The organism is Candidatus Amarolinea dominans (genome assembly GCA_016719785.1).
In the GTDB taxonomy this organism is placed as follows: Bacteria; Chloroflexota; Anaerolineae; order SSC4; family Amarolineaceae; genus Amarolinea; species Amarolinea dominans.
The window spans coordinates 155,172-180,622 of sequence record JADJYJ010000017.1 but is presented as its reverse complement, the minus strand read 5'-3'; the positions used below and the strand labels follow the sequence as shown (position 1 = coordinate 180,622).

The following is a 25,451-nucleotide window of genomic DNA, read 5'->3' as shown; positions in this document are numbered from 1 at the left end:
TTGCCCGCTCCCCGCCAAATCTTGTTTGTCTACTTTACCTGTGGAGGCTCGATGTCTGTGGAAACAAGGTGGTTCCATCCTTTGCGCCGGCGGTGGCTGGCCACGTGTCTGCTCATGCTGCTCATTGCAACGGCGCTGCCGGTCGGCGCCGCGCCGGGGTTGCCGACCGCCAAGGTTGAGGCGACCCTGGCCCAACGCCTGCACGATGCCGGTCAGGCGCCGGTGCTCATCTTCCTGGCGGGCCAGGCCGATTTGAGTCAGGCGGCCTACCTGGTCAAGAAAGAGGCTAAAGGCGCGTTTGTCTATGCGCAGCTCAAGGATTTTGCCGAGCGCAGCCAGGCCAGCCTGCGCGCCGAGCTGACTCAGCGCGGTATCGCCTACCAGGCTTTCCTCAGCGTCAACATGATCTACCTGCCGGCGGCTGATCTGACCCTGGTCAACGAACTGGCCGCGCGTGACGATGTGCGCTGGCTGACGCTCGATGCGTCGTTCGGTATTGACCCCAGCGAGCAGGTGACACAGCCGGTCGACGCGCCGGCGGTCATCTCCAGCGGCGTCAACTACATCCGTGCGCCGCAGGTTTGGGCCATGGGCATTGATGGCGCGGGCATCGTGGTGGCCGGCGGCGATACGGGCGTGCGCTGGACGCACGAGGCGCTCAAGCCGCAGTATCGCGGCTGGAACGGCGTCAGCGCGGATCACACTTACAGTTGGCATGATGCCATTCACGACGGCGGCGCCAACCCCTGCGGCCTGAACGTCCCCGCGCCGTGCGACGACTATTTTCACGGCACGCACACCATCGGTTCGGTGGCCGGCGATGACCATAGCGCCATCCCGGCCACGCGTGACCAGATCGGCGTGGCGCCGGGCGCCAAGTGGATCGCCTGTCGTAACATGAATGCCGGCGTCGGCACCATCAGCCGCTATGTCGAATGTAACGATTTCTTCCTGGCGCCTGGCGATGACACCAGCAAACAGCCGGACGTGGTCAACAATTCCTGGGGCTGCCCGGCCTCCGAAGGCTGCGACTCTGCCACCTGGACGCAGATTCAGCCTTCGATCCAGGCGCTCAACGCGGCCGGCGTCATGTTCGTGGCCTCGGCCGGCAACGATGGCAGCCAGGGCTGCGGCAGTATCAATGACCCGCCGGCCGTCTACCCGGAGTCGCTGTCGGTGGGCAACTTTTACGATGGCACCGGCGTGATTTCTGGCTCCAGCAGTCGCGGCCTGCGCGATTTCACCGGCCTCTTTGGTCCGGATGTCTCCGCGCCCGGCACCAGTATCCGCTCGGCCACCAACAGCAGTGACACCGGCTACAGCAGCGCCAGCGGCACCAGCATGGCCGGGCCGCATGTGGCGGGCCTGGTGGCGCTGATGTGGCAGGCCAACCCGGCCCTGCGCGGGCAGATCCTGGAAACGGCCCAGTACATCCGCGAGACCGCCACCCGCGTCGATAACATCACCTGCGGCGTGCTCACTCCTTATCCCGACCCGCTGGACAATCGCCCCACGCCGAACAACGTCTACGGTTGGGGGCGCATTGATGCGCTCAACGCGGTCAACGCGGTGCGTTGCCCGACCGACATTGACTACGACGGGGGCATTGACATTCGTGACGTGCAACTGGTGGCTGAAATTTGGAACACCCAACCGGGCCAGGCGCTCTACAACGCGCGTCGCAACCTGGACTTTAGCGATCCGGCCATCACGACCACCGACGTGACTGCGGTGGTGGACCGGTGGGGCGTCAATTGCACCAATTGAGCGTTCTGCCGCGAGGCCGGTCCGCACCGCCCGGCGTTCACCTGCGTGGGCGCCTGGCGGTACGCCCTTTAGGCGCGATCTCTGATCTCTGATCTCTGATATGTTACCCTACAGCGTCGAACACTCTATCCGGCTGCCACACCTGCAATTTTGCGTCGTAGGTCACCAGGGCGATCAGGCGGCCGTCGGGGTCGTAGGCGCGGCCGCTGGATAGGGGCGGCGGTGTGGGCGCGGTGACGGGGTTGCCGTGCCGCAGGACTTGCGTGCGACCCTCGTCGAGGTAAACGGGCGTCAGGTCGAGGACGGCCTGGTCGGGCGGCAGCAGGAAACGCTGCCAGTCGCCGGCACCTGCGGCCGCGGCCAGGGTCTCCAGACCCACGCTGTCCTCCAGGCGAAAATGCCCGCTGGCCGTGCGCACCAGGCCGGAGATGTGGGCGCCGCAGCCCAGCGCCTGGCCCAGGTCGAAGGCCAGGGAGCGGATGTAGGTGCCGGGCGCACAGGTCACGCTGATCGTCAGCACGGGTGAATGCCAGCTCAGCAGCTCGATCTGTTCGATCTGCACCCGGCGCGACGGCAGTTCCACAGTCTGCCCGCGCCGCGCCTTGCGGTATGCGGCGACGCCGGCGACCTTCAGGGCCGAATAGGCCGGCGGGTGCTGCTCGATGTCGCCCACAAAGCGGGCCAGCGCGTGCTGGAGATCGCCGGGCGCCAGGTCAGGCACCGGTGCGGTTGCCAGCACCTCCCCTTCGGCGTCATAGGTGCTGGTGCTAACGCCCAGGTGAATGGCGGCCTGGTAGACTTTTGTGCCGGCCTGCAGGTAGGCGATCAGGCGCGTGGCCGGCCCCAGGGCCATGAGCAGGACGCCGGTCGCCAGTGGATCAAGCGTGCCGGCATGGCCGATCTTGTCCACGCCGGTGATGCGGCTGACCGCATTGACGACCCAGCGGGAGGAGCGTCCGGTCGGCTTGTGTATATTCAACAGACCAAAAATCATCGTCCTCGCGCCTGGCAGCAACCCGAATTTCTGCGCGAAACCGGTTTGTCTGCTTCATTTTTCTTCATGCCGGCTCGTCGAAGAAGGGCTGGGGAAAGCCCTGGCCGGCCAGGCTGTTATCGAGCGCGGCCAGCACCAGGCGCCGGGCATCGGCCAGCGAGCCTTCGATGTTGCAGCCGGCCGCCAGCGGATGCCCACCGCCGCCCAGAGCCAGCGCCGCCTCGGACACCGAAAAACCGGGGCAGGCGCGCAGACTGACCTCGATCTTGCCGTTGCGTTCCACAAAGATGGCAGAGACGTCGGCCTCCAGCGCGCTGGCGAGGAAACTGGACAGCCCTGCATCACTGCCATTTTCCTTGATGCCCACCGCCTGACGGTCCGCGGCCGTCACATCGCTCCACAAGATGCGGCCATGCAAACGGGCGCGACTCAGTACGCGGCCCCACAGGTGTATTTGCGCCACTGAACGACGTTCCAGCGTCATTTCCATGATCTGAAAGAGCGGCGCGCCAGCTTGCACGAGGCGTGATGCCATCTGTAAGACGCGGGCGGAGGTGCCGTTCGTGCGAAAGCCGCGCGTGTCGGTGACCAGGCCGGTCAGCAGACTGGTAGCCAGCGCCCGCGTCAGCGGCACCTGGAGATGGTCGGCCAACAGAACCATCATCTCCGCGGTGGCCGCGGCGGTCAGGTCAATCCAGTTGACGGCGGCGAAGCGCAGATTGGTGATGTGGTGATCTATGTTGAGCGTGGAGGCGTCTGCTTGGGCATGGCGAGCAAAGAGATCGCCCAAGCGCCGGGGATCGCTGGCATCCAGCCCCACCGCCAGGTCGAACGGGCCGCTGGCGCGGCGCACGATGGTGTTGACGCCAGGTAAGAACTGAAGCATCTCTGGCACAGGATCGGCGCAGGCCAAGACGCAGGGTTTGCCCAGGTGCTTGGCAATGGCGCCGAAAGCGAGGAGGGAGCCGATGGCGTCACCATCCGGGCTGACGTGACAGACGGCTAGAATGGAACTGGCCCGGCCGATGGCCGCCACCACTTCGTTGATGGCGGCATCGGTCGGGCCTAACGTGTCGCTGACGGCTAACGGTTGCCTTTGAGTCATAGGTCGCGGTTAGTCGTCGTCTGCTGGCGCCGGAATAGGCGCCGGGGTCTGGCTGGCAATCTCGGTCAGCAGGCGATCAATACGCTCGGCGCGTGCCTCGGTGCGATCGAGTTTGAAGCTTAGTTCGGGGGTGAAGCGCAGGTTGACGTGCTCGGCCAGGCGGCGGCGCAGGTAGCCGCTGGCATGTTCCAGCCCGCGCAGCGCCTCACGCTCGACAACCGGATCGTCGTCCAGCACAGAAACGAAGACGCGCAGGTTCCGGAAATCGGACGAGATTACCACGTCGCTGACGATCACGGGCGCCAGGCGCGGGTCGCCCAGGTCGCCACTGAGGATCAGTGTCAGTTCCTCGCGTAACAGCCCGTTCAAGCGGGCTTGCCGATAACTGGTCATGTGCCACTCACCCTAATCCATGCGGCGGCTTAGCGCACGCGTTCCATCTTGTACGCTTCGAGGATGTCGCCCGACTCGTAGGCTTCGAATTTCTCCAGGGTAACGCCACATTCGAAGCCAGCCTTGACATCGCTCACATCTTCCTGGAAGCGCTTCAGTGACTGCATGCGCGTGGTGGCAACGAGTTGGTCGCCGCGCTTGATGCGGATCAGCGAGCCACGCGTCACAAAACCACTGCGCACGATGCAACCGGCCACGGTGCCCTTCTTGCTCAGGTGGAACACCTGGCGCACTTCGATTTCACCCTGGCTGGCCTCCTTGTAAACCGGCTCCAGCATACCCTTCAGGGCCAGTTCCACCGACTCCAGCAAGTTGTAGATCACGTCGTAGGTGCGCACGTCCACGCCCTGGGTTTCGGCCACATTTTGCGCGGCGCCGTCCAGCGACGCATTGAAACCGATCACGATGGCACTGGACGCAGCGGCCAGGTTGATGTCTGACTCGGTGATCTTGCCCACGCCCTGGTGCAAGATCTTGATCTTGACTTCGTCATTGCTCAGGCGGTTCAACGAATTGACGATCGGCTCCAGCGAACCCTGGAAGTCGGCCTTCAGGATCAGGTTCAGTTCTTTGACCTGACCGGCCTGCATCTTCTGGAAGACGTCCTCCAGGCTCACCAGTTTGATCGGTGCGGCGGCTGCCACCCGGTGCGCAACCTGCCAGGCCTCGGCCTCGGTGCGCGCCGCGTTGTAGTCAGCCGTTACCTTGAAGGTGCTGCCGGCCGTGGGCGCCGTGCTGAAGCCCATGACGCGGACCGGCATACTGGGAGGCGCCGCGTCCAGCGCGTTGCCGCGGTCATCGAACATCGCGCGCACGCGACCGGCCACCCCACCGGCGACGATCGGGTCTCCCACGCGCACCGTGCCGGTCTGCACCAGCAGGGTGGCAATTGCACCACGTCGGGGGTCATTTTCGCTTTCGATCACCGTACCAATGGCGTGACCTTCGGGGCTGCTCAGCGGCGGATTGATGTCGGCCACCAGCAGGATGTTTTCCAACAGGTCGTTGATGCCGCGCTTCATCCTGGCCGAGACCGGCACGCAAACGACATCACCACCCCACTCTTCGATCAACAGGCCCGAATCGGCCAATTCCTGCTTGACGCGATCCGGGTTGGCGTTCGGTTTGTCCACCTTGTTCATCGCCACGACGATCGGCACCTTGGCCGCCTTGGCATGGCTGATGGCTTCCTTGGTCTGCGGCATGACGCCGTCATCGGCCGCCACCACCAGCACCACCATGTCGGTCACCTGGGCGCCACGCGCGCGCATGGCGGTGAAGGCTTCGTGCCCGGGCGTGTCGAGGAAGGTGATCTTGCGGCCGTTCAACTCGACCTGGTACGCGCCGATGCGCTGAGTGATGCCACCCGCCTCGCCTTCGACCACGTTGGTCTTGCGAATTGCATCGAGCAGGGTGGTCTTGCCATGATCCACATGCCCCAGCACGGCAACCACCGGCGGGCGTTCGATCAACTTATCTTCCACCTGCGATTCCAGAATGCGCTGCCGCAGGGTCTTTGGCTCTGCGTTGGCCAGTTCCGCCGCGCTCTTGCCCTCAGGCTCAGCCGTTGGAATCGGCTTGACCTCCACGCCAAACTCGGAACCAATCACCGTCGCCGTGCCGAAGTCAATCGTCTGCGTGATGGGCGCCATGATGCCGTAGTTCATCAGGACCTTGATGAGGTCTATCGGGCTTTCCTGCATCAACTGCGCCAGGTCACGCACGGTGATGGCGGGTGGAATTTCGACGAAGGTTGGTTTGAGCGATTTCACGGGTGCGGAAGCCACGACCGGTGATGCGGCCGGCCGCGCGCCCGAATGGCCCGTGTGCGGGCCTCTGCTGCCCCCGGAACGGCCTCCCTGCGAGCCGCCGGGCCGGTTCTGCCCCTGGGGCGGCCGCGATTGACCCTGGCCAGATCTGCCTGGCAAGGCGTCGCCCCGCTGCGCCGCGCCGGAGGATGACGGTACCGGGCGCGATCCCGCGCCCGGTGTCTGCGTGCGGCCAGGCGGGGCCGCGGATGGGGGTCTGGGGCTGTCCCAGCGAACGGGCTGTCCGGTCGTGCTCGGCGGTCGTGCCGGCTGATTGCTGCTCGGCGGTCGTGCCGGCTGATTGCTGCTCGGCGGTCGTGCCGGCTGATTGCTGCCCGGCGGTCGTGCCGGCTGATTGCTCCCCGGCGGTCGCGCCGGCTGATTGCTGCCCGGCGGTCGTGCCGGTTGATTGCTGCCCGGCGGTCGCGCCGGCTGATTGCTGTCCCCGCCGGCTGGCCGTGGCGCGGCTGGCCCTGGCGTTGCCGGACGCGCGGCTGGCCCGACCGGACTTGGCGTCGGGCGCGAACCATTGGCCGATGATGGCGGTTGACTCGGGGTTGCGCGGGGCGCGGCGCTGCGTGCAGGTTCGCGAGTGCCAGGCGCGGGGTTTTCTTTGGCTACTTTGACAGCGCTGGCCGCAACGCCCAGCGCCGGGGACAGCGGCTGTCGTTCATCTTTGCCCTGTCCGTTACCGTTCTGCTTGTCTTGACCGGTATGCAGGGGCGGGGGTGTTGGTTGTTGTGTTCCTGTTTTTAATTTTACTTCTGTTGCCATATTTCTACGCCTCCCCAATGATCCTGTCAAGCACGTGTTGACAAGTCAGGTGCCCCCTGAAGCGTTACCAGGGTTGGGCAAGCGCCTACAACCTGGTCAATGGGCGATCACATCGCGCCGCATTCAGGAATCTCTATGTCACTCATGTTATTATTGGCTTACGGGGGTTACCCGTTAACCCTGGTGTGATCGGTTCAGGTATGGAGGCGCCGGGAAGGCGCAGAGGGCGACTTAGCAGGACTCAGGAAGTCAGTAAAGTGAAGAAGAAAGGACGAGGAGCGAACGTTGTTGATTTACATACGCTCATTCCCCTGTGTTTCCCAGTCTGCTATGTCGCGACGCCGGGCAAATCCCATGCCTGACAGATATTGTTGCTGCCGACTCATATCCTTTTGACGTAACTGATGCCATCTATGCATGGCCTGCATTATGGTTGCGGTGACCCACCCATTTGCGTCACTCGCCTTTAGACTCGACTACTTCAGAAAAAGATACATGGTTGGCCGCATAGTCACGCAGAGCCGTGATCTCGGCGACGGTCAGCGTCGTGTGCAATGCACGCGCGAGCACTTGACCACTCAACGCCCGTTCCCAACAGGAGGGGCGCTGACAAAGATAGGCGCCACGACCGGCACGCTTCCCCGTGGGATCCGCCAGCACGCCTTCGGTCGGTGTGCGCACGATGCGAATGAGGGCACGTTTGCCCTGCACCTCTCGGCACACCACGCACATGCGCTGCGGCACACGCCGCGGCTTGGTCGTCACGCCCTACTCCGCGTCAATCTCGCTCCACGCGTCCGCCTCACGTTTGTGGCGGCGCACCGACACCACTTCACCACGTGTCTCATCGAACACCAGGTGCTGCTTCTTGCCGCGTTTGCGCTTGCGCTCGCGCTCGACTTCGGCATCACCTTCGGCATCACCTTCGATCACACCCATTTCTGGATAGTCTTCCGGTGCGACCTCGACATGGAAGCCTTCGCCGCTTTCGTCCCACACCACGGGCCCTGGTTGCAGCGCCACTTCGGCGTCGGTCTCGGCCGCCTCGTCAATCGCGGCGGTCGGCTCGGCTGTCACGGCCGCTGGCTCGATCACCGGCGCAGGTTCCGCGTCCGGTTCAACCGCAATCGCCTGTGGCGCGGGCGCTACAGGCTCCGGCTTTGGAGCGGCGGCTGGCGGCACAAGGGCAACGTGCTCCGGTTCCGGGACAACGGTGCGCTCTGGCGGGGCCGCTTTTTCAGTTGCCGTCGCGGGCGGCATGGCCGGTTCGAATACACGGCTCTCCAGTTCGAGGGTATCGAACGCCGGCCCGGAAGCCGACGCCGCGCGGTCCTTCAGAATTTGCTCGGCCAGGGACAGCAGGTCGCGCTCCGGGGCCAGGGCATGGCGCGCCTTGGAGATCAATGCCTGTGACAGGTTTTCCTTGGCCGCATCGGTTTCGTTCTTGATGTCAATCCGCCAACCGGTCAATTTGGCCGCCAGGCGTGCGTTCTGCCCTTCCTTGCCGATGGCCAGGGACAGCTGGCGGTCAGGCACGACAACGATGGCTGTCTTATTCTCGCTCCCGTGATCGTCGAGAAAGACTTCGTTGACCTTCGCCGGGCTGAGGGCGCTAATGATGAAGGTGCGCGTGTCGCTGCTCCACTCGACCACGTCAATTTTCTCACCGTTCAGTTCGGTGACAATGTTCTGAATGCGTACCCCGCGCATACCGACGCACGCCCCCACCGGGTCCACGCCAAACTGGATGGCAACCACCGCCACTTTGGAGCGCTGGCCCGGTTCACGGGCGATGCTTTTGATCTCAACCGAGCCATTGGCAATTTCTGGCACTTCCAGTTCGAGCAAACGGCGCAGCATGTTACGGTGCGTGCGCGAGAGCTTGATGACCGGGCCGCGCGGCCCCTTTTGCACGTCGGTCAGGTACGCGCGCAGGTGTGCGTTGACGCGATAACGCTCGTTGGGAATCTGCTCCAGCTTGGGCAGAAGCGCATCGCCACGATCGAGGGCCACCGTGACATCGCCGGTCGTGTAATCAATGCGCTGGATGGTGCCGCTGACAATCTCATTTTCACGGTCGGCAAAGGCCTTGAATGTGGCGTCGCGTTCCGCGTCGCGAATGCGCTGCAGAATGGTCTGCTTGGCCGTTTGCGCGGCAATACGGCCAAAATCGTTCGGCGTGGTTTCGACGTAAACGGTTCCGCCCAGTTCGGCCTGCTTGTCGAGGGCTGTGGCTGGGCCGAGCAAAATTTCGTTCTTAACGTCGGTAACCTTCTCGACCACTTGGCGCGCGGAAAAGACACGGATACTGCCCGTGTCCTGGTCAATCTTGACCATGATATTGCCAGTCGCGCCAAAGTTGCGCTTGTACGCCTGCACCAGAGCGGCTTCGATGGCATCAATGACCACATCCCGTTGCAGCGACTTCTCTGAGCAGATCTGGTTAATCGCAATAATCAACTCATTCCGCATGCCGTTTTGACTTTCCTCCGCACCACATTTTTTCGCCCTGTTCTACGCCAAAAAGAAAAGTGGGGCTGGCCCACTTTTTCTGCAAACAATGCTCTGACGAGTACAGTTTCATTTTAGCACACGCCGTGAGAACTTGCAAACTTTTGAGGAAGAGATCAGAGATCGGAGATCAGAGATCGGAGATCAGAGATCGGAGATCAGCCAACTCCCGTCTTCCACGAATCCCAATCTCCAATCTCCGGTCTCAGGTCTTCAGAGATCAGAAACCAGAGACCAGCCAACTCCCGTCTTCCACGAATCCCAATCTCCGGTCTCCGGTCTTCAATCTCCGGTCACCGGTCTTCGGTCTTCGGTCTTCAGAAACGAGCCGGCATCTGCCAACCAACGCAGGGCGTCCAGTTCGTGCTCCAGGTCGCGCAGGGCGTGGATGTAGGCCAGTGTGGTTTCGGCCAGGGGAAGCCAATAGGTGCGCTCGAAGTAGTTGGCGGTGCGGTCGCGCCAGTGGTCGGCGGCTGCCTGCCACTCGGCTTCCATCTGGCGGGCGCTGTCCAGCATCGGTGTGCTCAGTTCGTCCATGGTTCGTCACCCTCTCCGTTCCGCGCCGCCGGGCACGCCCTCGCGACGTTCGGCCGGTTGGGCCGCCCCTTGCTCTGACCAGGGGGATGGCGGCTCGACGGGCGCTGACGGGCCAGGCGCCGGCATCGGCTCGGCGGCGTCCTCTGCTAACAGGGCGTCGAGGTCAATGTCGGCTTCGATCAATGCCCACTCGCCGTTGGCCTGGCGACCATAGACGGCCGCGGTGGCGCGGGCATGATCGGTGACAACGGCCAGCACGGGCACGTTGGCCGGCCCCATGTCATGCACCAGGCGGCCGAGGCGCGCATTGGTTGGACTCCACTGCGCCGACGCGGGGTCGGTCATCCTGGTCGCGGCTTGAGCCACCCAGGCGGCTGAGCCTTGCTCGCCCGCCGCGGTTCGACCCAGGCGCAGCGCGCCGTCCTGACTGGCTTTGGACTCCACCACGATCAGCGGCAGGCCCGGCGCACTGAAGACGCGGTCGAAGCCGTGTGTGGGCTGGGTAAAGGTCATCTCCTGCAGACCGAAGCGGCGGCTGAGAACGATGGAAGCCATCTCCTCGCCGGCGCGGCCCAGCACGTGATTCACCCGCCCCTGCGCCAGGCGCATGACGCCGATGGTTGCGCCCATCAGGCTGGGTATGCCCGCAGCGCCCAGACCCAACGCCGCACCGATCAATTGGGTGGTCTGATAGGCTTCCAGGGCAGCGATGCGGCGATCCAGGTAGGTAACGGCGCCGGACAGGTCGGCGTCGAGCGCCTGTTCCAGGTCGTGTCGCCGGTGCTCCCACGCGCTGACGACGGCATCGAAGCGGCGACGCCTGGTCAGGATGTGCGCCAGGCGCTGTTCCGCGCGCTGCAACGCTTGCTGGATGCGGCCACAGTCCACAGGAAATCCCTGGGCCGCGGCGCGATAACAGTCATAGAGAAGGTCGGTGAGGTGGCGTATGCGGCCGCGGGCCGCATCTTCCAGGTGATCGAAGGTTCGGGTCGCGTGGAAGACGGCAGTCTGCACCGGCGGCAGGGCCTCGGAGGTGCGGCCGGCGAAGGTGAGCAGCGCCGCGCGCAGATCCTGCAGCGCGTCCAGATCAGCGTGGATTTGGGTCATCGGCCTTCAGCGTTTCCGGGTTTACGTGTCGAGGTAAACACTCAGCCTCTCGATCAGGAGCGCCAGGTGATTTTCATGGCCGTCCGTGGCGGCCAGGTAATGTTCGACCCCGCGGGCCACTTCTTCCAGGTCGCGACCGAACTCGTGGTATTTGTTGTCGGTCCACGCGCCGCCCAGATCGCGCCAGTGGCCGATCATGCTGCGGAACTCGTCGTCGAGCAGTTGGTCGAAGCGGCGCAGGTGATCGAGAAAGCTCTGCATTTTCTCGATATTGGTACGGATCTCACTCATGGTGGGTCTCTCTCCTTTTTGAGGCGGATGGGTCTGCTCCAACCCGGCCGCAACGGCGGACACGGGCAAGGGGCAGACCCCTGGACTATAGGTGCCCGGCCTGGATTGCTCCAGGCGCGGCCAGGAATCAGCGGCGCCAGCTCTCGCACCTTGCTGCGTAAGCCGTGACCGGCGCAGAATACTGGCGTCCTGCCGTCACCGGCACAACGGAAAGCTGTGGGCACACAACCCGAAAACCGTTGTTCGCATTCCGGTTATTCTGGTTGTTCCTGTTGCGGTAGGCGCACCCCACCCTCGATTTCCGCTGACCCCTACAACAACAGCCTGGTTTCAGGCTGTTTGCTGCCTGTTTTCGATGGCGCCGCGGGTTGATTTCAACCCGGCGCCGAGCAAGCGGCCTAATTCGGCCACCAGGTGGCTGGCATGTTCGTACTGACCCGGGCTGAGCCAGGCGAGACGATGGGCCAGGCGCAAGTAGAGCCGCACCTTGTCCAGGTGAGCATCGGCTGCCAGGAGCCACTCCAGCCGGGCCTGGCCACGCCGACTGTTGGCATCCAGGATCGCCTCCTGGAAATCCAGCGTTGCATCCAACAGACGCCGCGTCAGGGTGTGACGGTGCAGCCGTGGAAAGTTGTTGACGGCCAGCGTCAACCAGGCCAGAAAGTCCGGAGTTTTGGTGAAGAGCGGCTGTTCCGCCTCGGGCTGACTCATAGTCGCACTCCTTTGACCAGCGCCCGGCGCAGGCCCCAGGTGTTGGCGTAACGCACATGATTGACCCAGCCGCGCAGCGATGCGTCGAGCCGCGGGCGTTTGGCGCGTTGACTGTGATAGTCAGCCAGCAGATGATGAAACCGGCGCCAGTAATGAATGCCCTTGCGCCGCAAGAGTCGGCGGTGACTGGGAAATAGCACGAATCCCAGAAAGCGGGTTCCCTCGGTCGTGGGCCGCACTTGCGCCGATCCTTCGTGCAAGGTCAGGCGCAATGTCGCCAACCGTTCCCTGACGGCCTGCTTCCAGGCCCACAGTGTACGCTTGTCATCGGCAAAAAGCAAAAAATCGTCCACGAAGCGCAGGTAGGCTGAACAGCCCAGCTCACGCGTCACGAAATGATCGAACTCGTTGAGGTAGCAGTTGGCCCAGAACTGACTGGTCAGGTTGCCGATGGGCAAGCCGCGCGGGCGGTTGACGGCAAACAAGTCGTCGTGCGGGAAGTAGACCATGTCATACTCTCCGGCCAGCGCGCCGGCGCCGCTGCGCAAAATCAAGGCCATCAGGCGGCGCAGGTCGCCGTCCTGGATGCGTCGGTCGAGGGTGTGCTGCAGGATGCGATGGTCAATGCTGGGAAAGTATTGGCGCAGATCGCACTGCAGAACGTAGCGATAGCGCTGCAGCCAGTGCTGGCATGTGTCCAGGCAGCGATGCGTGCCCTTACCCACGCGGTTGGCGTAGGAGTGGCTGATAAAGCTGGCCTCGAACGCCGGCTCGATGATGTTGCACAGGGCATGATGCACGACCCGGTCGCGGAAGGGCGCCGCGCTGATGAGGCGGCGCTTAGGTTCATGGATGAAGAAATGGACATACGCGCCGGGGCGGTAGGTGTGGGTTGCCAACTGCTCCTGCAGACGCACCAGGTTGTCCTCCAGGCGATATTCGAAGCGCGCCGCGGGGCCGCGGCCGCGTTTGCCGCGCGCCGCCTGGCGGTAGGCCGCGTAAACATTGTCCCAGCGACAGACATCCGCATAACAGCCCGTTACTTGTTCGATCACGGGCAGCTCCTCTAAGAATTACGGCAGTGAGCGCCAAAGCAAATGAGGTTTTTGCGAAAAAAAATTTGGCCGCCTGCGGCAGCCTGGTTGCAGGGAACGCCTTACGGGGGGGATACCTGGTTCGGGGGTATCTCACGGGAGCAAGCCAGCGGGTCAGAGGTCCAGCGTTTTTCAGAGGCCAGAGGCGCCAGAGTTCAGAGGCCCAACAGCTAGGGGCGCACAACCCGAAAACCGCGGTTCTCAAGCCGGTAATTCTGGTTGAGCCCGTAGCGGTAGGCGCACCCCACCCACGATGCATCCATGTTGTAGGCGCCGCCCCGTATCACGCGTACATTACTTTGGCCTTCATAGAGATTTTCGCACCACTCGAAGACGTTGCCGGCCATGTCGAGCAGGCCGTAGGGGCTGGCGCCTTTGGGATAGTGGCCCACCGGCGTGGTGCCGCCCACGATGTTGTTGAAGTTACAGAGGTCGCCGGAGGGTGGTTGGTTGCCCCAGGGGTAGGCGCGGCCATCCGTACCGCGTGCCGCCTTTTCCCACTGCTGCTCCGTGGGCAGTCGCACCCCTGCCCACTGACAGAAGGCCTGCGCATCGTCCCAACTGACGTTGACCACCGGGTGATTTTCTTTGTCCGCCGGCATGAGACCGTTGGCCCAATGTGAAGGTGGTTCACGGTGAGTTGCATCAACAAATGCTTTGTACTGGCTGTTCGTCACCGGGGCGCGACTCATCCGAAACAGGTTAAGGCTCTGACGCTGCTTGCTGTCTCCGTACAAGAAATCGCCGCCCGGATCTCGAACGGGTCCAACCAACAATGCAAAGCAGTCTTCAGCAAAGAACCGACATCCTTGAAGTTGCCTTTCTGCCCCACCGCGAGAGCCCATTGCAGCGTGGCCGTGCGCCAATCTTTTCTGTCATAGGCCTCTTGCCCAGAACGGAAGTGCGTTTCCCATAACAAGCCCTGTGCTTCCCCGTCATCCTTGTTCTTTGCGAGCCACGCAAGAGCATGGGAACGTGCTTCCTCATAACGCGCCGCATCCAATGCGGTCTTGGCGGCATTGGTGTAGCTCATACGCTGAAGGTCTTTTGCATTCCGGAAGCTGGATCGGAACTTCACCAGTGCATCGAAAATCTGTTGCGCATCTGTCCACTGTTTCTTTTCGAGTGCAGAGGTCCCAGGACGATAATAGCTGTCGCCGTAGACCGCTTGTGCAGTCTCGTCCTCTTTGTGTTTCTCCAGCCAGGGTTCCAACGTCGTGCGCACGGCCTCCCACTGCCCGGCCTCCAACGCCTGCTGCGCCGGGCGCAGGTAGCTCTGCCGCTCCAGTTCGCTGGCTTCTTCATCTGTTTTGTTCTCTTTGAGCCAGGGCGCCAGCGCGGCGCGCACGGTTTCCCACGCCTGGGCAGCCAGGGCCTCGCGCGCGGGCCGCAGGTAGCTCTCGCGTCGAAGGGCAGCAGCGGCCGGGAAGAAGGGAGATGCGCCATCGGCCAGGAGGGGCTGCAAGGTCTGCCGGCCGGCGTCCCCCTGCCCAACCTCCACCTGGGCCGCGGCCAGGCGGTAGAGCGCCTCACGCAGCGCCACGTAGCCGGTTTGGGCCTGCACGAAGAGGTCGCTCACCTCCGCGTCGCCGCGCCGGGCTTTGGCTGGCGCGCCATCCACGGCCGTGGGCGCGCCGGCGATATGGGCCAGGCCAGCCTGGGCCAGGGCCGTGCGCGCCGCTTCTTCCAGGCCGGTCACCGCGGCGGCCAGCTCACCCAGGCGTGCCTGTTCAGCCTCAGCCAGGGCGCGCTGACCGCGCTGGCTGGCTTCCAGCCGGGCGCGCTCGCTCTGTTCGGCCGCATTGATCTCGGCCGTGGCGCGTTCCTTCTGTGCGCTCGCCTGGCGTTCGGCTTGCAGACGCACGGCGCGCGCCTGCTCATAGGCGCGCAGGGCCGCGCGCAGGATGGTGGGCAGATCTTGGTTGTTGGCCATGGAGACGCTTCCTTTCAATCAATGATGTCGAAGGCATCGGATGAATCCGACGTTGAGCATCGGATGAATCCGACGTTGCGCATCGGATGAATCCGGCGTTTTCGCATCGGATGAATCCGACGTTGCGCATCGGGTGAATCCGACGTTGCGCATCGGGTGAATCCGACGTTGCGTTGCGCATCGGATGAATCCGGCGTTTTCGCATCGGATGAATCCGACGCCTGATATCGAAAACCTGCTCAAGCAGGTTGCGTGCCACGTTTGGAACCTGCTTGAGCATCGGATGAATCCGACGTTGCGTTGCGCATCGGATGAATCCGACGTTGCGTCGAGCATCGGATGAATCCGACGCCTGATATCGAAAACCTGCTCAAGCAGGTTGCGTGCCACGTTTGGAACCTGCTTGCGCATCGGATGAATCCGACGTTGCGTTGAGCATCGGATGAATCCGACGCCTGGTATCGAAAACCTGCTCAAGCAGGTTGCGTGCCACGTTTGGAACCTGCTTGAGCATCGGGTGAATCCGACGTTGCGTTGCGCATCGGATGAATCCGACGTTGAGCGTCGGATGAATCCAACGCTGTATCAGACGCCGATTTCAATCGGTGGCGGCCACGCCTGGAACCTGCTTGAGCAGGTTTTCGGCTGTATCAGACGCCGATTTCAATCGGTGGCGGCCACGCCTGGAACCTGCTTGAGCAGGTTTTCGGCTGTATCAGACGCCGATTTCAATCGGTGGCGGCCACGCCTGGAACCTGCTTGAGCAGGTTTTCGGCTGTATCAGACGCCGATTTCAATCGGTGGCGGCCACGCCTGGAACCTGCTTGAGCAGGTTTTCGGCTGTATCAGACGCCGATTTCAATCGGTGGCGGCCACGCCTGGAACCTGCTTGAGCAGGTTTTCGGCTGTATCAGACGCCGATTTCAATCGGTGGCGGCCACGCCTGGAACCTGCTTGAGCAGGTTTTCGGCTGTATCAGACGCCGATTTCAATCGGTGGCGGCCACGCCTGGAACCTGCTTGAGCAGGTTTTCGGCTGTATCAGACGCCGATTTCAATCGGTGGCGGCCACGCCTGGAACCTGCTTGAGCAGGTTTTCGGCTGTATCAGACGCCGATTTCAATCGGTGGCGGCCACGCCTTGAACCTGCTTGAGCAGGTTTTCGGCTGTATCAGACGCCGATTTCAATCGGTGGCGGCCACGCCTTGAACCTGCTTGAGCAGGTTTTCGGCTGTATCAGACGCCGATTTCAATCGGTGGCGGCCACGCCTGGAACCTGCTTGAGCAGGTTTTCGGCTGTATCAGACGCCGATTTCAATCGGCGGCGGCCGTCCTGGTGGGCGCGACGCGTCCCGTAGGGACACCTGACCTTAGCCATCATCGCACGAGCCGTATCCGTCCCGTAGGGACGGTTGAATCCATCCCCCGCGGTCGTGGTATGGCGACGGATTGCGCTCGGGGCGGCCTCATTCAATCGTCCCTACGGGACGACGGGTGTGGGGGGCATCGCTCGCTCAAGTCAAGGCGCCCCTACGGGGCGCCGCATTTCCAAATGTAGCTTTCCAACGCTCACAATCCCTCTTGCTGCCCGCCTATCTCGAGGATTTTGGGCCAAAACCGCCCGAATGAGGAGCGCAGGCCCATTTACGGGCAGCCATTCCGTTCACATTTGGAATTCTTGCTGTGCATGCCGTCGCGTGCGACTTGGCTGCACCGGTACGCCAACCTCGTATAGAAACTCGGCCGCGAGATCGGCGCCGTTGGGCCACTCGATGGTTTCGCTGTCGGGTGGCAACGTCACCTGCGCAAAAAATGCCGGATCGCGCAGCGGTTGAAAAATTGGGCCGCTCATCTGCGCCCACTGTGCGGAGAAGTCAACCTCTTTAACCACGCCATCGTTGAACTCGAGGCGAAGCGTGTAAGGAGCAATGAGAGAAAACTTGGTTACAGCCAGTAACATAGATACCTCTGAAAATGCGGCGGTGGATGATCGTTGTAGCGCATCCGAATGATGATTCCATAAAATCGGCTGAGCTCCGGCATCATTCACACCCCCATTGTATCACGAATCTGCGCAACCAGGGCAGCCAGGGTGGTCGCCACGGGCACGACGTAGGGCTTGAATTTCTCTACGACACCCTGCGCGGCGCCTTCGAAGCGATAGAGCGCGCGGCCGTCGGGCAAACGCGCGGCCAGCGGACTGCCCAGCAGATTGTTGCTGTCGCCCTCGCTCACGCGCAGGATGACGCGGTGGTCGAAATGGGCCGGGCCGCCGCGCTTGAAGCTCTGCTCCAGCGTGGCGTAGCTGTCGGCCCAGGCGATGACATGCACGCCCACTTCCGGCCCGCGCTCCGCGATGCGCTGTACCTGCTCGGCCGCAGGCGAAGATTTGAAATCCACCGGCCGCAGGTCGCGCCAGGCGTGCAGGCCGGCCAGCGCCAGGTAGATGGCCGGGCCATCCGGTACGATGCCGCTGTCCATCTGCGCCGAACGCTCGGCAATCAGCGCCTCCAGGCGGTCCAGCGGTGTGGCGGCCGCCGGCATTGCGGCGGGCGGCGCGTTCACCGCCGGCGTCGGGAAATCGAAGCGGGAGGTCCGACCCGGTGCGGGGCTGCTGGCGCCGGCCGGTGGAGCAGCCGAGTCAGGGCCGCTGCTGGCGCCGGCGGGTGGAGCAGCCGGATCAGGGCCGCGTAACTGGCGCGCATTCAGCACTTCGACGCGGTGAGGCAGGTTGAGGCGGCCAAAGAGCCCAAAGTAGCGCGATGTGGGCCGCGTGAAGTCGCCAACCAGGAACTGGGCCTGCGCGGGATCACTTTGCGCGGCCACACTCAACACGGTCGCGACGAGCAAGCCGAACGCCTGATCTTCATCGCCGCCGATGATGAGCAGATTGGAGGCTTTGTAGCGTTCCAGGCGCGCCGCGGTGGGCGCCTTGAGCGCGATTGGCTCGCCCAACCAGATCTGCACCCCGTCGTCGAGCGCGGCTGACCCTCCTTGCGTCAGGGCCGTTTGCAGCTCGGGGTTGGCTTCCAATCTCGCCGGCGCGCGCGCGGTAAAGGTGACGGCTGCCGGATCGCTGCGCGCGTGCGCCAGCGTGCGCACCGCGGCCAGCGCGGCGCGGCGTTCGGCCGCGGGCAGCAGCGCGACCTGCACCTCGCGGTTTTGGTGCGAGGCGCCCAGTCCGTCGTTGACGATGGCCCGACCGACCTGGCTCAACTGGCTGGCCGCTACGTTCCCGTCGCCCAACACGGCCTGCGAGACCATCGGCGTGCAGCGCAGCGCCATGCGCAGCCCCATCTGCTCGTACAGCGTGCGACTGTGGATACCGGAGATGGTCGGCGTCTGTGAGCTGAGCAGAACATGGATGCCAAAGCCGCGGCCGAGGCGGGTGAGACTGTCCAGGCGTTCGCTGGCCCTGCGCGCCAACGCGTCCTCTTCGCTGAAGAGGACCTGGAACTCGTCAATGATGAGGAGGATGCGCGGGAATGGGCGTCCCGTCACGCCGACGTAGTCGGCAAGAAACTGCACACCAACCGGCCGGAAGCGGTCGCTGCGCGCCGTCATTTCGGCTTGCAAGCGATCCAGGATACCCAGTGCGAACTCACGCTCGCTTTCCAGCGCCACCACGCGCGCGTGCGGTAACGACACATAGTCCTGAAATTCAACGCCTTCACGGAAGTCCAACAGATACAGCTCGACCTCGTCCGGCGAATAGGTCAGGGCCAGTTGCAGGATCAGCACGTGCAGGAGGTTCGATTTGCCTGAGCCAGGCGCGCCGCCGAGCAAGCCATGATGGATGACGCCGCGGCCCAACTGCAGACGGTATACTGCGCCCGTGCTGTCCAGGCCAATGGGGATTTCCAGCCCGTCGCGGCTGCTGCTGGTCCAGCGCCGTTCTGGCGGCGGCATGATCTGTGCAAAGTCCAGCGCCGTCGTTGTCCGCGCTAACCCTGCGCCGGCCGTGGTCAGCCAGGTGTTCATCTGTGCGGCGGGCGGCGGGGCGTCGGGCGTTACAGCAAATTCGCCGAGCTCCGCGTCCTGCCAGACCAGACAGTCAGGGGCGGTGAAGCGCAGCGGGGTGCATTGCGCGGTCAGGTCGGCGAGGTTGATGTTGCGCGCGGGCGGCGTCAGGCTGTCCAGGGTTGCCAGCAGGTAGACGCCGGCGGCCGGCCCGGTGCGCGCGACTTGCAGGAGGGCGGCCCAGGTGCGTTCGTCGCAGCCGGCGGGCAGGCCGGCAATCACCAGCACACGATAGGGTACAGCCGTGGCCGGGTTGGCCGCGTTGTACTCCTCCACCGTGGCGTAGACGTTGCGCAGCCGCTCCTGGGCCACGTGCGTGATGTGCTCACTGATCTGCGCCAACTGCGCGCTCAGCTCGTCCGGCCGCACGAAGACGCGAGGCCCACGCTGCTCTGGCGGCAGATGCAGGAAACCGGCCAGCAGGCTGCCGGCGCCGCCCGGCTCGCACAGCGTCAACTGCACGCGGCGCGGCGGGCAGGTCAACACCAGGCGCAGCAGCACCGATTGCAGCAATGCCTGGCCGGCGGCTGCACGGCCGGCGTCGCCGCGGGCTTCGATGAGCACGTGCGATTGGCCGAGCAAGGGCGCCAACGCGGGCATGTCCCACGCGCCGGGATCGCCCTCCAGGCGCAGGCGGCCGATGCGCACACTGCTGGGTGTGGGCGCCGTCAGCGCGGGCGGAGTGTAACCTTCGGCGGCCGCAGCGGGCCAGGAACCGGCCAGCCAGGCCACGGCTGCGTGGTCCGCCTGCCAACGCGTATGAATCTGCGCCACCTCGCCGGCTAACCCGGCGCCTGCCGCCGTCACCTGTTGGCGAAACCCGGCCTGCGCGGACTCACGCTGACCGGCGTAGGTCGCCGCCAGTTCGAGCAAGGCGGCCTTTTGCTGCGCGGCCAGCGCGTCCACATAGGTGGCCTGCCAGGCGCGCAACCGCGCCGCGCTTTGCGCCAGCCGTTGAAATTGAGTGCGAACTTCGTCAGTGGCCTCGGCTACAGTCATTGGGCCCCGTCCTTTCTTGTTGCTATCAGAGATCAGAGATCAGAGATCGGAGATCGGGTTTCGTGGAAGAAGGGAGTTTTTCCGGTCTCCGGTCTCCGGTCTCCAACCTCTATTCTGCCTTCATCCGCTGCGCAAACTCCCAAAAGGGCTGCACTGACGGCTTGACTGGTGCATGCGCCAGCAGGTAGATCGTGCGCGTGAGATGATAACCTGCGGCCTGCAGCGTGGCAAGTTCGGGAACCACACCCTCTAGCGCCAACGTCTTTACGTCGGCGCTGGCGCCGGTCTCGCCGATGAGGGAGGCGTAGCCGATGGCGTTGGTGTGCGAGGCGACGTAGGCGCGCACGGCCTCTTCGCTGGGCATGACGAGCGCGGTCAGGGTGACGCGCTGATCCCCCATGACGTGCTCCTCGAAGAAGGCTCGTGTGCCGGAGCCGTCTTCGCGGCTGACGACGATGATCTCCGCGCTGCGGCCGCCGATTTCTTGCCAGTCGAGCAGGCGCCCCCGGTAGATGTCGCGCAACTGCAGCAGGGTGACGTTGGTGATCGGGTTGCGTGCATGGACGATGACGGTCACGGCGTCGACGGCGATGGGCATGACCTGCAAACCCGGCAACTCGGTGCTGGTCAGCCAGGAGGAGACGGCCAGGTCGGCCTGTCCGTTCGCCAGCATGGCCTGGCCCAGCGCGCTGCCCACCGGCTGCAGATCGAAGGAGATGTGCGGATGCTGCTGATGGTAGGCGGCGGTCAGCGACGCCAGCAGCGGCTGCGCACTGGTGGAGCCGGCAATGGTGAAGTGCTGCGGCGCGGGGGTTTCGAGCGGGGTGCCGCTGCACGCGCTGAGCAGCAGGGCCAGCATGAGCACAATCGGCAGGCGGTTCATGCGCCTGCTCCGGTTGCCAGGCGCTGGCGGTGCGCGGCGTGCTGGCGGTGACGCGTCTCCTGATCGGGCCGCTGATAGTCGGCCAGGAAGCCGCGGCGCAGTTCATCGAAGCGGCCGGCGCTGATGGCGGCGCGCATGTCGGCCATGAGGGTCAGGAGGAAGTGTAGGTTATGCACGGTGGCGAGGCGCAGGGCCAGGATTTCGCCGGCCTTGAACAGGTGACGCAGATAGGCGCGGCTGAAGGTGCGGCAGCAGGCGCAGGCGCAGCCTTCTTCCACCGGCCGCGTGTCGGCTGCATACTGGGCGTTGCGCAGATTCAGGCGGCCGCGGCGGGTCATCAGCCCGCCGTTGCGCGCCACACGCGTGGGCAGGACGCAGTCGAACAGGTCAACCCCGCGCGCCACCGCCTCCACCAGGTCTTCCGGAGCGCCGACGCCCATCAGGTAGCGCGGGCGGTCGGCGGGCAATTCCGGCACGGTGATGTCGAGCGTGGCGTACATCTGCTCTTTGGTTTCACCGACGGCCAGCCCGCCGATGCCATAGCCGGGGAAATCAAGGCTGCGCAGGAAATGGGCGCTCTGCACGCGCAGATCGGGAAAGATACCGCCCTGCACGATGCCGAACAGGGCCTGATCCGCGCGGCGCTGCGACTCACGGCAGCGGGCGGCCCAGGCGTGCGTGCGCTGCAGGGCAATTTCATTATAATGGCGGTCGAGCGGGTCAGGGCACTCGTCCAGCGCCATGATGATGTCCGCGCCCAGGTCGGCTTCGATCTGCATCACCTTTTCGGGGGTGAAGCGGTGCAGGCTGCCATCCAGGTGCGAACGGAAGGTGACGCCGTCGGCATCGAGCTTGCGCCGGTGGGCCAGGCTGAAGACCTGGTAGCCGCCCGAATCGGTGAGGATGGGGCCGTCCCAGGCCATGAAGCGGTGCAGGCCGCCCAGGCGCGCGATCAATTCGCTGCCGGGGCGCAGGTAGAGATGGTAGGTGTTGGCCAGGATCAGCGTGGCGCCCAGCTCGTGCAGATCGGCCGGGGTGAGGGTTTTGACCGTGGCCTGGGTGCCAACCGGCGCAAAGCAGGGGGTGGCAATGGGGCCGTGCGGCGTCTGGAAGATGCCGGTGCGGGCTGCGGTGGCGCCATCTTGAGCGAGAAGGGTGAAATCGAAAGACATGGGGGAGATTATAAGACAACTCAGGCGAAACGTAAAAACGACGTAACTACTCAGGCGCGATTTCAATCGCTTGCCTGCTTATGTTATAATGCCCTGAACTGGTCGCAATCCGAAGGCAGATACCTTTCGATCCATATTCACAGGAGAAACAAGCTAATGCACAAGAATCTATTCACTGTATGGCGTCTAATAGCCATCGTCATCTTGCTGCCCCTGGGCAGCCTGGCGCCGATCACCGCGCGCGGCGCGGGCGCCGTTGTGGCCGATGAAGAGATTGTCGTCATTGACAACGCCTCGAGCAATCGCGGCCGCATCATCGTCAAGGATCCGGTTGTTCAGAGCGGATTTCAGCCCGCCGATTGGCAGTCGCCCGACCTGGGCTGGGAAAAGGTAGCCGTGGGCGACCTCAACGGCGACAACGACATGGAGATCATCGCATTCCAGGGGGGCACGCTTAAGGTGTTCGATCCGTTCCGGCCCAGCGGCGCGACGGCCGCGGTGTTCGAGCAGGCGGTGACGGGCGGGCGGGTCTGGCGCCTGATTGCCAGCGGTGACTTGAACAACGACGGGCGTGATGAAATCCTTGCCACGCACAGCGAGGGCACCGGTGAGAAGCTGTTCATCTGGCGCGGAGATGCCGCCGGCACGATCTGGACCCAGGTCTATACCGAAACCTTCGGCGGCCAGTTTCGCACCCTGGTCACGGGCGACATAGACGGCGACGGGAAAGACGACTTCGTCATGCTGCGCGACGTGGATAAGCTGCTCAAGGCCTGGAGTGGCAACAACTTCAGCACCCTGCTGGACAGCACCTCTGGCTTCGTATGGACCGACATCGCCATCGGTGAAATCTATGACGATTCGACTTCCAAACTGGAAATGGCCCTCAGCCGCACCGGCGTGCTCTTTCAGCTCAATTCGTTTTGGGTTTGGCGTTGGAAGACCACCAACCAGTGGGAGGAGCTGTGGGGTGAGAAGCTCTATCCCAACTTCACCAACCTGGCGGCAGGTGACCTGAACGGCGACGGAGACGATGAGGTGCTGCTGCTGCGCAGTGTCAATGACAATAACGTTGTGCAGTTGGCGATTCGCAACCTTAGCGGCGCCTCCATACGTGATTTCGAGCCGGCCGGTCTGGGATCGGGCTGGAACGATGTGGATGCCGGCGACCTGGACGGCGATGGCCGCGCCGAGGTGACGATCATTCGTGATGCCTCCGTGCGCTACTATCCGCAGCCGGAGATCAACAACGACTATCTGGAGTATGCCGGCAGTTGGAAAAGCTCCTTTGCCATCGGCAACATAGACGGGCAGGGTGTGCAGGTCAACCCCAATCTGAGTGTGACGCCGACCAGCCTGAGCTTCACGGCCGATTTTGGCGGCGGCTCGCCGGCCAGCCAGACCTTCACGGTCAAGAACGACGGCAATTCTGAGACGATCAATTGGGCGGCCAGCGTCACCGCCGGCTCCGCCTGGCTCAGCGTCAGCCCCAGCTCCGGCAGCACCGGCGCCAGCGGGCAGAGCGTCAGCGTGACGGCTAATCCGGGCAGCCTGTCCCCCGCCACCTATCAAGGCACGATTCGCGTAACTGCGACGCGCAACGGCAACCCGATCAACGGCAGCCCGAAAGACGTGACGGTGACGATGACGGTCCGGGCGCAGGTGTTGGATGTGACGCCCGCCAGTTTGAGCTTCACGGGCAACTACCGCGGTTCGGCGCCGGCCAGCCAGGCAGTGACGATCAAGAACGCGGCGGACACCGGCACGTTCAACTGGTCCGCCGCGGTGCTCAACAGCCCCTCATGGGTAACGTTGAACCCAAGCTCCGGCAGCGCGGGGCCGGACGGCCAGACGATGAATGTCACCGTCAATCCGGGGACCCTGGCTTCCGGCAGCTACAGCGCCACGATTCGGGTGACGGCCACCAAGAACGGCACGCCCATCACGGGGACGCCGAAGGATGTGACGATCAGTTTCACGGTGCAGCCGCCGGCGTTGACGGTTTCGCCGGGCAGCTTGAGCTTCGACGCCACCGCGGGCGGGCCATCGCCTGCCGCTCAGACGCTGACGATCGGCAATACCGGTACGCCAGGCGTGGTGAACTGGACCGCCAGCATCGTCGAGAGCGTGGCCTGGCTATCCCTGACGCCTGGCAGCGGCACAACGCCGGCCAATGTCAGCGTCAGCGTCAATTCCACGGGCGTGACCCCGGGCACGTACACCGCCACGATTCACGTGACGGCATCGGGCGGCGGGGTGACGAACGCGCCGCAGGACATTGCGGTCATGCTAACCGTCGTTGGCCCGGTGATGGACGTTTCAGAAGATTTTCTGATGTGGATTCAGGACCGCAGCCAGCCGGTGGAATCCAAGCTGCTGTACATTACGCAGCGTGGGGGCGGCACCGGCATCCACTGGGTGGCGGGCGCGATTCCTGCGGGGATGTGGGCGCAGTGGCATGACCGGATGCAAGCCGAGCCTGAGGCGTTTACCTGGACGGGCAAGGGCTGGCATTACGCGGGCAAGGCGGGCGTGGCGGAGATCGAGTCGTACGACTGGCTGATCATCAATCCCGACCACGGGCAGGTGCCCTCGACCATGCAGGTGCTGTTCGACGCGGCGAGCACGCCGGTGGGCGTCAACCATCTCACCATCGTGGTGGACGGCGGACGCAATACAGCCAACCGCTTCGTGGGCATCGAGACGATCGTCTTGATGGCCGAACCGGGCGGGCTGCACCAGGTGCGTTTGCCTGTGATACCGTAAGTAGGGGCATGGCCTTGCGCCTGCCCGCGTGGGCGACCGCAAGGGTGCGCTTTACATAAAAAAGAAAGCCATTCGGACAAGACCGGGTGGCTTTTCTTTTGTAATTCGATTACGATCTGTGGTGCAAGCCGCCGGCTTGCGCTGTTGTTGCCGAGAAGCGTGATTTGTTGTAAACGGCGTTGTCACGCCGGAGGCGTGACCTACTTGCGCTGTTGTTGCCGAGAAGTGTGATTTGTTGTAAACGGCGTTGTCACGCCGGAGGTGTGACCTACTTGCGCTGTTGTTGCCGAGAAGCGTGATTTGTTGTAAACGGCGTTGTCACGCCGGAGGCGTGACCTACTTGCGCTGTTGTTGCCGAGAAGCGTGATTTGTTGTAAACGGCGTTGTCACGCCGGAGGCGTGACCTACTTGCGCTGTTGTTGCCGGGAAGCGTGATTTGTTGTAAACGGCGTTGTCACGCCGGAGGCGTGACCTACTTGCGCTGTTGTTGCCGGGAAGCGTGATTTGTTGTAAACGGCGTTGTCACG

At 63.7% G+C, this 25,451-nt stretch carries 20 protein-coding genes; 3 read left to right on the top strand and 17 right to left on the bottom strand.

The annotated features are described in order from the left end of the window. Positions 1 to 51: 51 nt before the first annotated feature. Complete coding sequence (locus IPM84_17635; protein MBK9094549.1) at positions 52 to 1,767, top strand: S8 family serine peptidase; 1,716 nt, start codon at positions 52 to 54, stop codon at positions 1,765 to 1,767. 103 nt (positions 1,768 to 1,870) lie between these two features. Here the strand turns inward: IPM84_17635 and truB are convergent, their stop codons facing one another. The 13 genes from truB to IPM84_17570 all read right to left on the bottom strand — a co-directional run bounded on the left by truB (position 1,871) and on the right by IPM84_17570 (position 15,085). Next, complete coding sequence (truB, locus tag IPM84_17630; GenBank protein MBK9094548.1) at positions 1,871 to 2,758, bottom strand: tRNA pseudouridine(55) synthase TruB; 888 nt, start codon at positions 2,756 to 2,758, stop codon at positions 1,871 to 1,873. Between the two features lie 67 nt (positions 2,759 to 2,825). After that, on the bottom strand, positions 2,826 to 3,866 hold the full coding sequence (locus IPM84_17625) for a bifunctional oligoribonuclease/PAP phosphatase NrnA (GenBank protein MBK9094547.1): 1,041 nt from the start codon (positions 3,864 to 3,866) through the stop codon (positions 2,826 to 2,828). Between the two features lie 9 nt (positions 3,867 to 3,875). Next, a complete protein-coding gene (rbfA, locus tag IPM84_17620) occupies positions 3,876 to 4,259 on the bottom strand; it encodes a 30S ribosome-binding factor RbfA (protein MBK9094546.1) in 384 nt (127 codons plus the stop codon). A gap of 29 nt (positions 4,260 to 4,288) precedes the next feature. Next, positions 4,289 to 6,901 (bottom strand): translation initiation factor IF-2, encoded by a 2,613-nt coding sequence (gene infB / locus IPM84_17615; protein ID MBK9094545.1) that lies wholly within the window; start codon positions 6,899 to 6,901, stop codon positions 4,289 to 4,291. A gap of 456 nt (positions 6,902 to 7,357) precedes the next feature. After that, a complete protein-coding gene (locus IPM84_17610) occupies positions 7,358 to 7,633 on the bottom strand; it encodes a YlxR family protein (GenBank protein ID MBK9094544.1) in 276 nt (91 codons plus the stop codon). A gap of 36 nt (positions 7,634 to 7,669) precedes the next feature. Beyond that, on the bottom strand, positions 7,670 to 9,373 hold the full coding sequence (nusA, locus tag IPM84_17605) for a transcription termination/antitermination protein NusA (protein MBK9094543.1): 1,704 nt from the start codon (positions 9,371 to 9,373) through the stop codon (positions 7,670 to 7,672). Positions 9,374 to 9,694: 321 nt separating this feature from the next. Next, entirely contained in the window at positions 9,695 to 9,949 is a 255-nt protein-coding gene (locus IPM84_17600; GenBank protein MBK9094542.1) for a hypothetical protein, read from the bottom strand. Between the two features lie 6 nt (positions 9,950 to 9,955). Next, positions 9,956 to 11,056: a hypothetical protein gene (locus IPM84_17595; protein MBK9094541.1), complete on the bottom strand. Its 1,101-nt coding sequence runs from the start codon at positions 11,054 to 11,056 to the stop codon at positions 9,956 to 9,958. Positions 11,057 to 11,077: 21 nt separating this feature from the next. After that, positions 11,078 to 11,347 carry a hypothetical protein gene (locus tag IPM84_17590; protein MBK9094540.1) on the bottom strand — a complete coding sequence of 90 codons (270 nt, stop codon included), beginning with the start codon at positions 11,345 to 11,347 and terminating at the stop codon, positions 11,078 to 11,080. A gap of 330 nt (positions 11,348 to 11,677) precedes the next feature. Beyond that, positions 11,678 to 12,058 (bottom strand): diversity-generating retroelement protein Avd, encoded by a 381-nt coding sequence (avd, locus tag IPM84_17585; GenBank protein MBK9094539.1) that lies wholly within the window; start codon positions 12,056 to 12,058, stop codon positions 11,678 to 11,680. Then, positions 12,055 to 13,113 carry an RNA-dependent DNA polymerase gene (locus tag IPM84_17580; protein MBK9094538.1) on the bottom strand — a complete coding sequence of 353 codons (1,059 nt, stop codon included), beginning with the start codon at positions 13,111 to 13,113 and terminating at the stop codon, positions 12,055 to 12,057. The genes avd and IPM84_17580 overlap by 4 nt, the downstream gene beginning before the upstream one ends. Before the next feature lie 209 nt (positions 13,114 to 13,322). Further along, complete coding sequence (locus IPM84_17575; GenBank protein MBK9094537.1) at positions 13,323 to 13,889, bottom strand: SUMF1/EgtB/PvdO family nonheme iron enzyme; 567 nt, start codon at positions 13,887 to 13,889, stop codon at positions 13,323 to 13,325. Beyond that, positions 13,841 to 15,085, bottom strand: coding sequence for a hypothetical protein (locus IPM84_17570; GenBank protein ID MBK9094536.1), 1,245 nt, complete (start codon positions 15,083 to 15,085; stop codon positions 13,841 to 13,843). Before IPM84_17570 ends, IPM84_17575 begins: the two co-directional genes overlap by 49 nt. Before the next feature lie 442 nt (positions 15,086 to 15,527). Between IPM84_17570 and IPM84_17565 the strand changes: the two genes are divergently transcribed. Further along, on the top strand, positions 15,528 to 15,848 hold the full coding sequence (locus IPM84_17565; GenBank protein MBK9094535.1) for a hypothetical protein: 321 nt from the start codon (positions 15,528 to 15,530) through the stop codon (positions 15,846 to 15,848). 899 nt (positions 15,849 to 16,747) lie between these two features. On the opposite strand, the gene IPM84_17560 is transcribed toward IPM84_17565, so the two are convergent. The 4 genes from IPM84_17560 to tgt form a co-directional block, all read right to left on the bottom strand. Then, positions 16,748 to 17,044, bottom strand: coding sequence for a DUF2442 domain-containing protein (locus tag IPM84_17560; protein MBK9094534.1), 297 nt, complete (start codon positions 17,042 to 17,044; stop codon positions 16,748 to 16,750). Positions 17,045 to 17,130: 86 nt separating this feature from the next. After that, on the bottom strand, positions 17,131 to 20,103 hold the full coding sequence (locus IPM84_17555) for a hypothetical protein (protein MBK9094533.1): 2,973 nt from the start codon (positions 20,101 to 20,103) through the stop codon (positions 17,131 to 17,133). A 109-nt stretch (positions 20,104 to 20,212) separates the two neighbouring features. Further along, positions 20,213 to 20,986: a phosphate ABC transporter substrate-binding protein gene (locus IPM84_17550; GenBank protein MBK9094532.1), complete on the bottom strand. Its 774-nt coding sequence runs from the start codon at positions 20,984 to 20,986 to the stop codon at positions 20,213 to 20,215. Beyond that, positions 20,983 to 22,158 carry a tRNA guanosine(34) transglycosylase Tgt gene (tgt, locus tag IPM84_17545; protein ID MBK9094531.1) on the bottom strand — a complete coding sequence of 392 codons (1,176 nt, stop codon included), beginning with the start codon at positions 22,156 to 22,158 and terminating at the stop codon, positions 20,983 to 20,985. The genes IPM84_17550 and tgt overlap by 4 nt, the downstream gene beginning before the upstream one ends. A 156-nt stretch (positions 22,159 to 22,314) precedes the next feature. Here tgt and IPM84_17540 point away from each other — a divergent pair, with 156 nt between their 5' ends. Beyond that, the gene (locus IPM84_17540; GenBank protein ID MBK9094530.1) at positions 22,315 to 24,924 is read left to right on the top strand and encodes a VCBS repeat-containing protein; all 2,610 of its coding nucleotides are present in this window, start codon (positions 22,315 to 22,317) and stop codon (positions 24,922 to 24,924) included. The last annotated feature ends 527 nt before the right edge of the window (positions 24,925 to 25,451 follow it).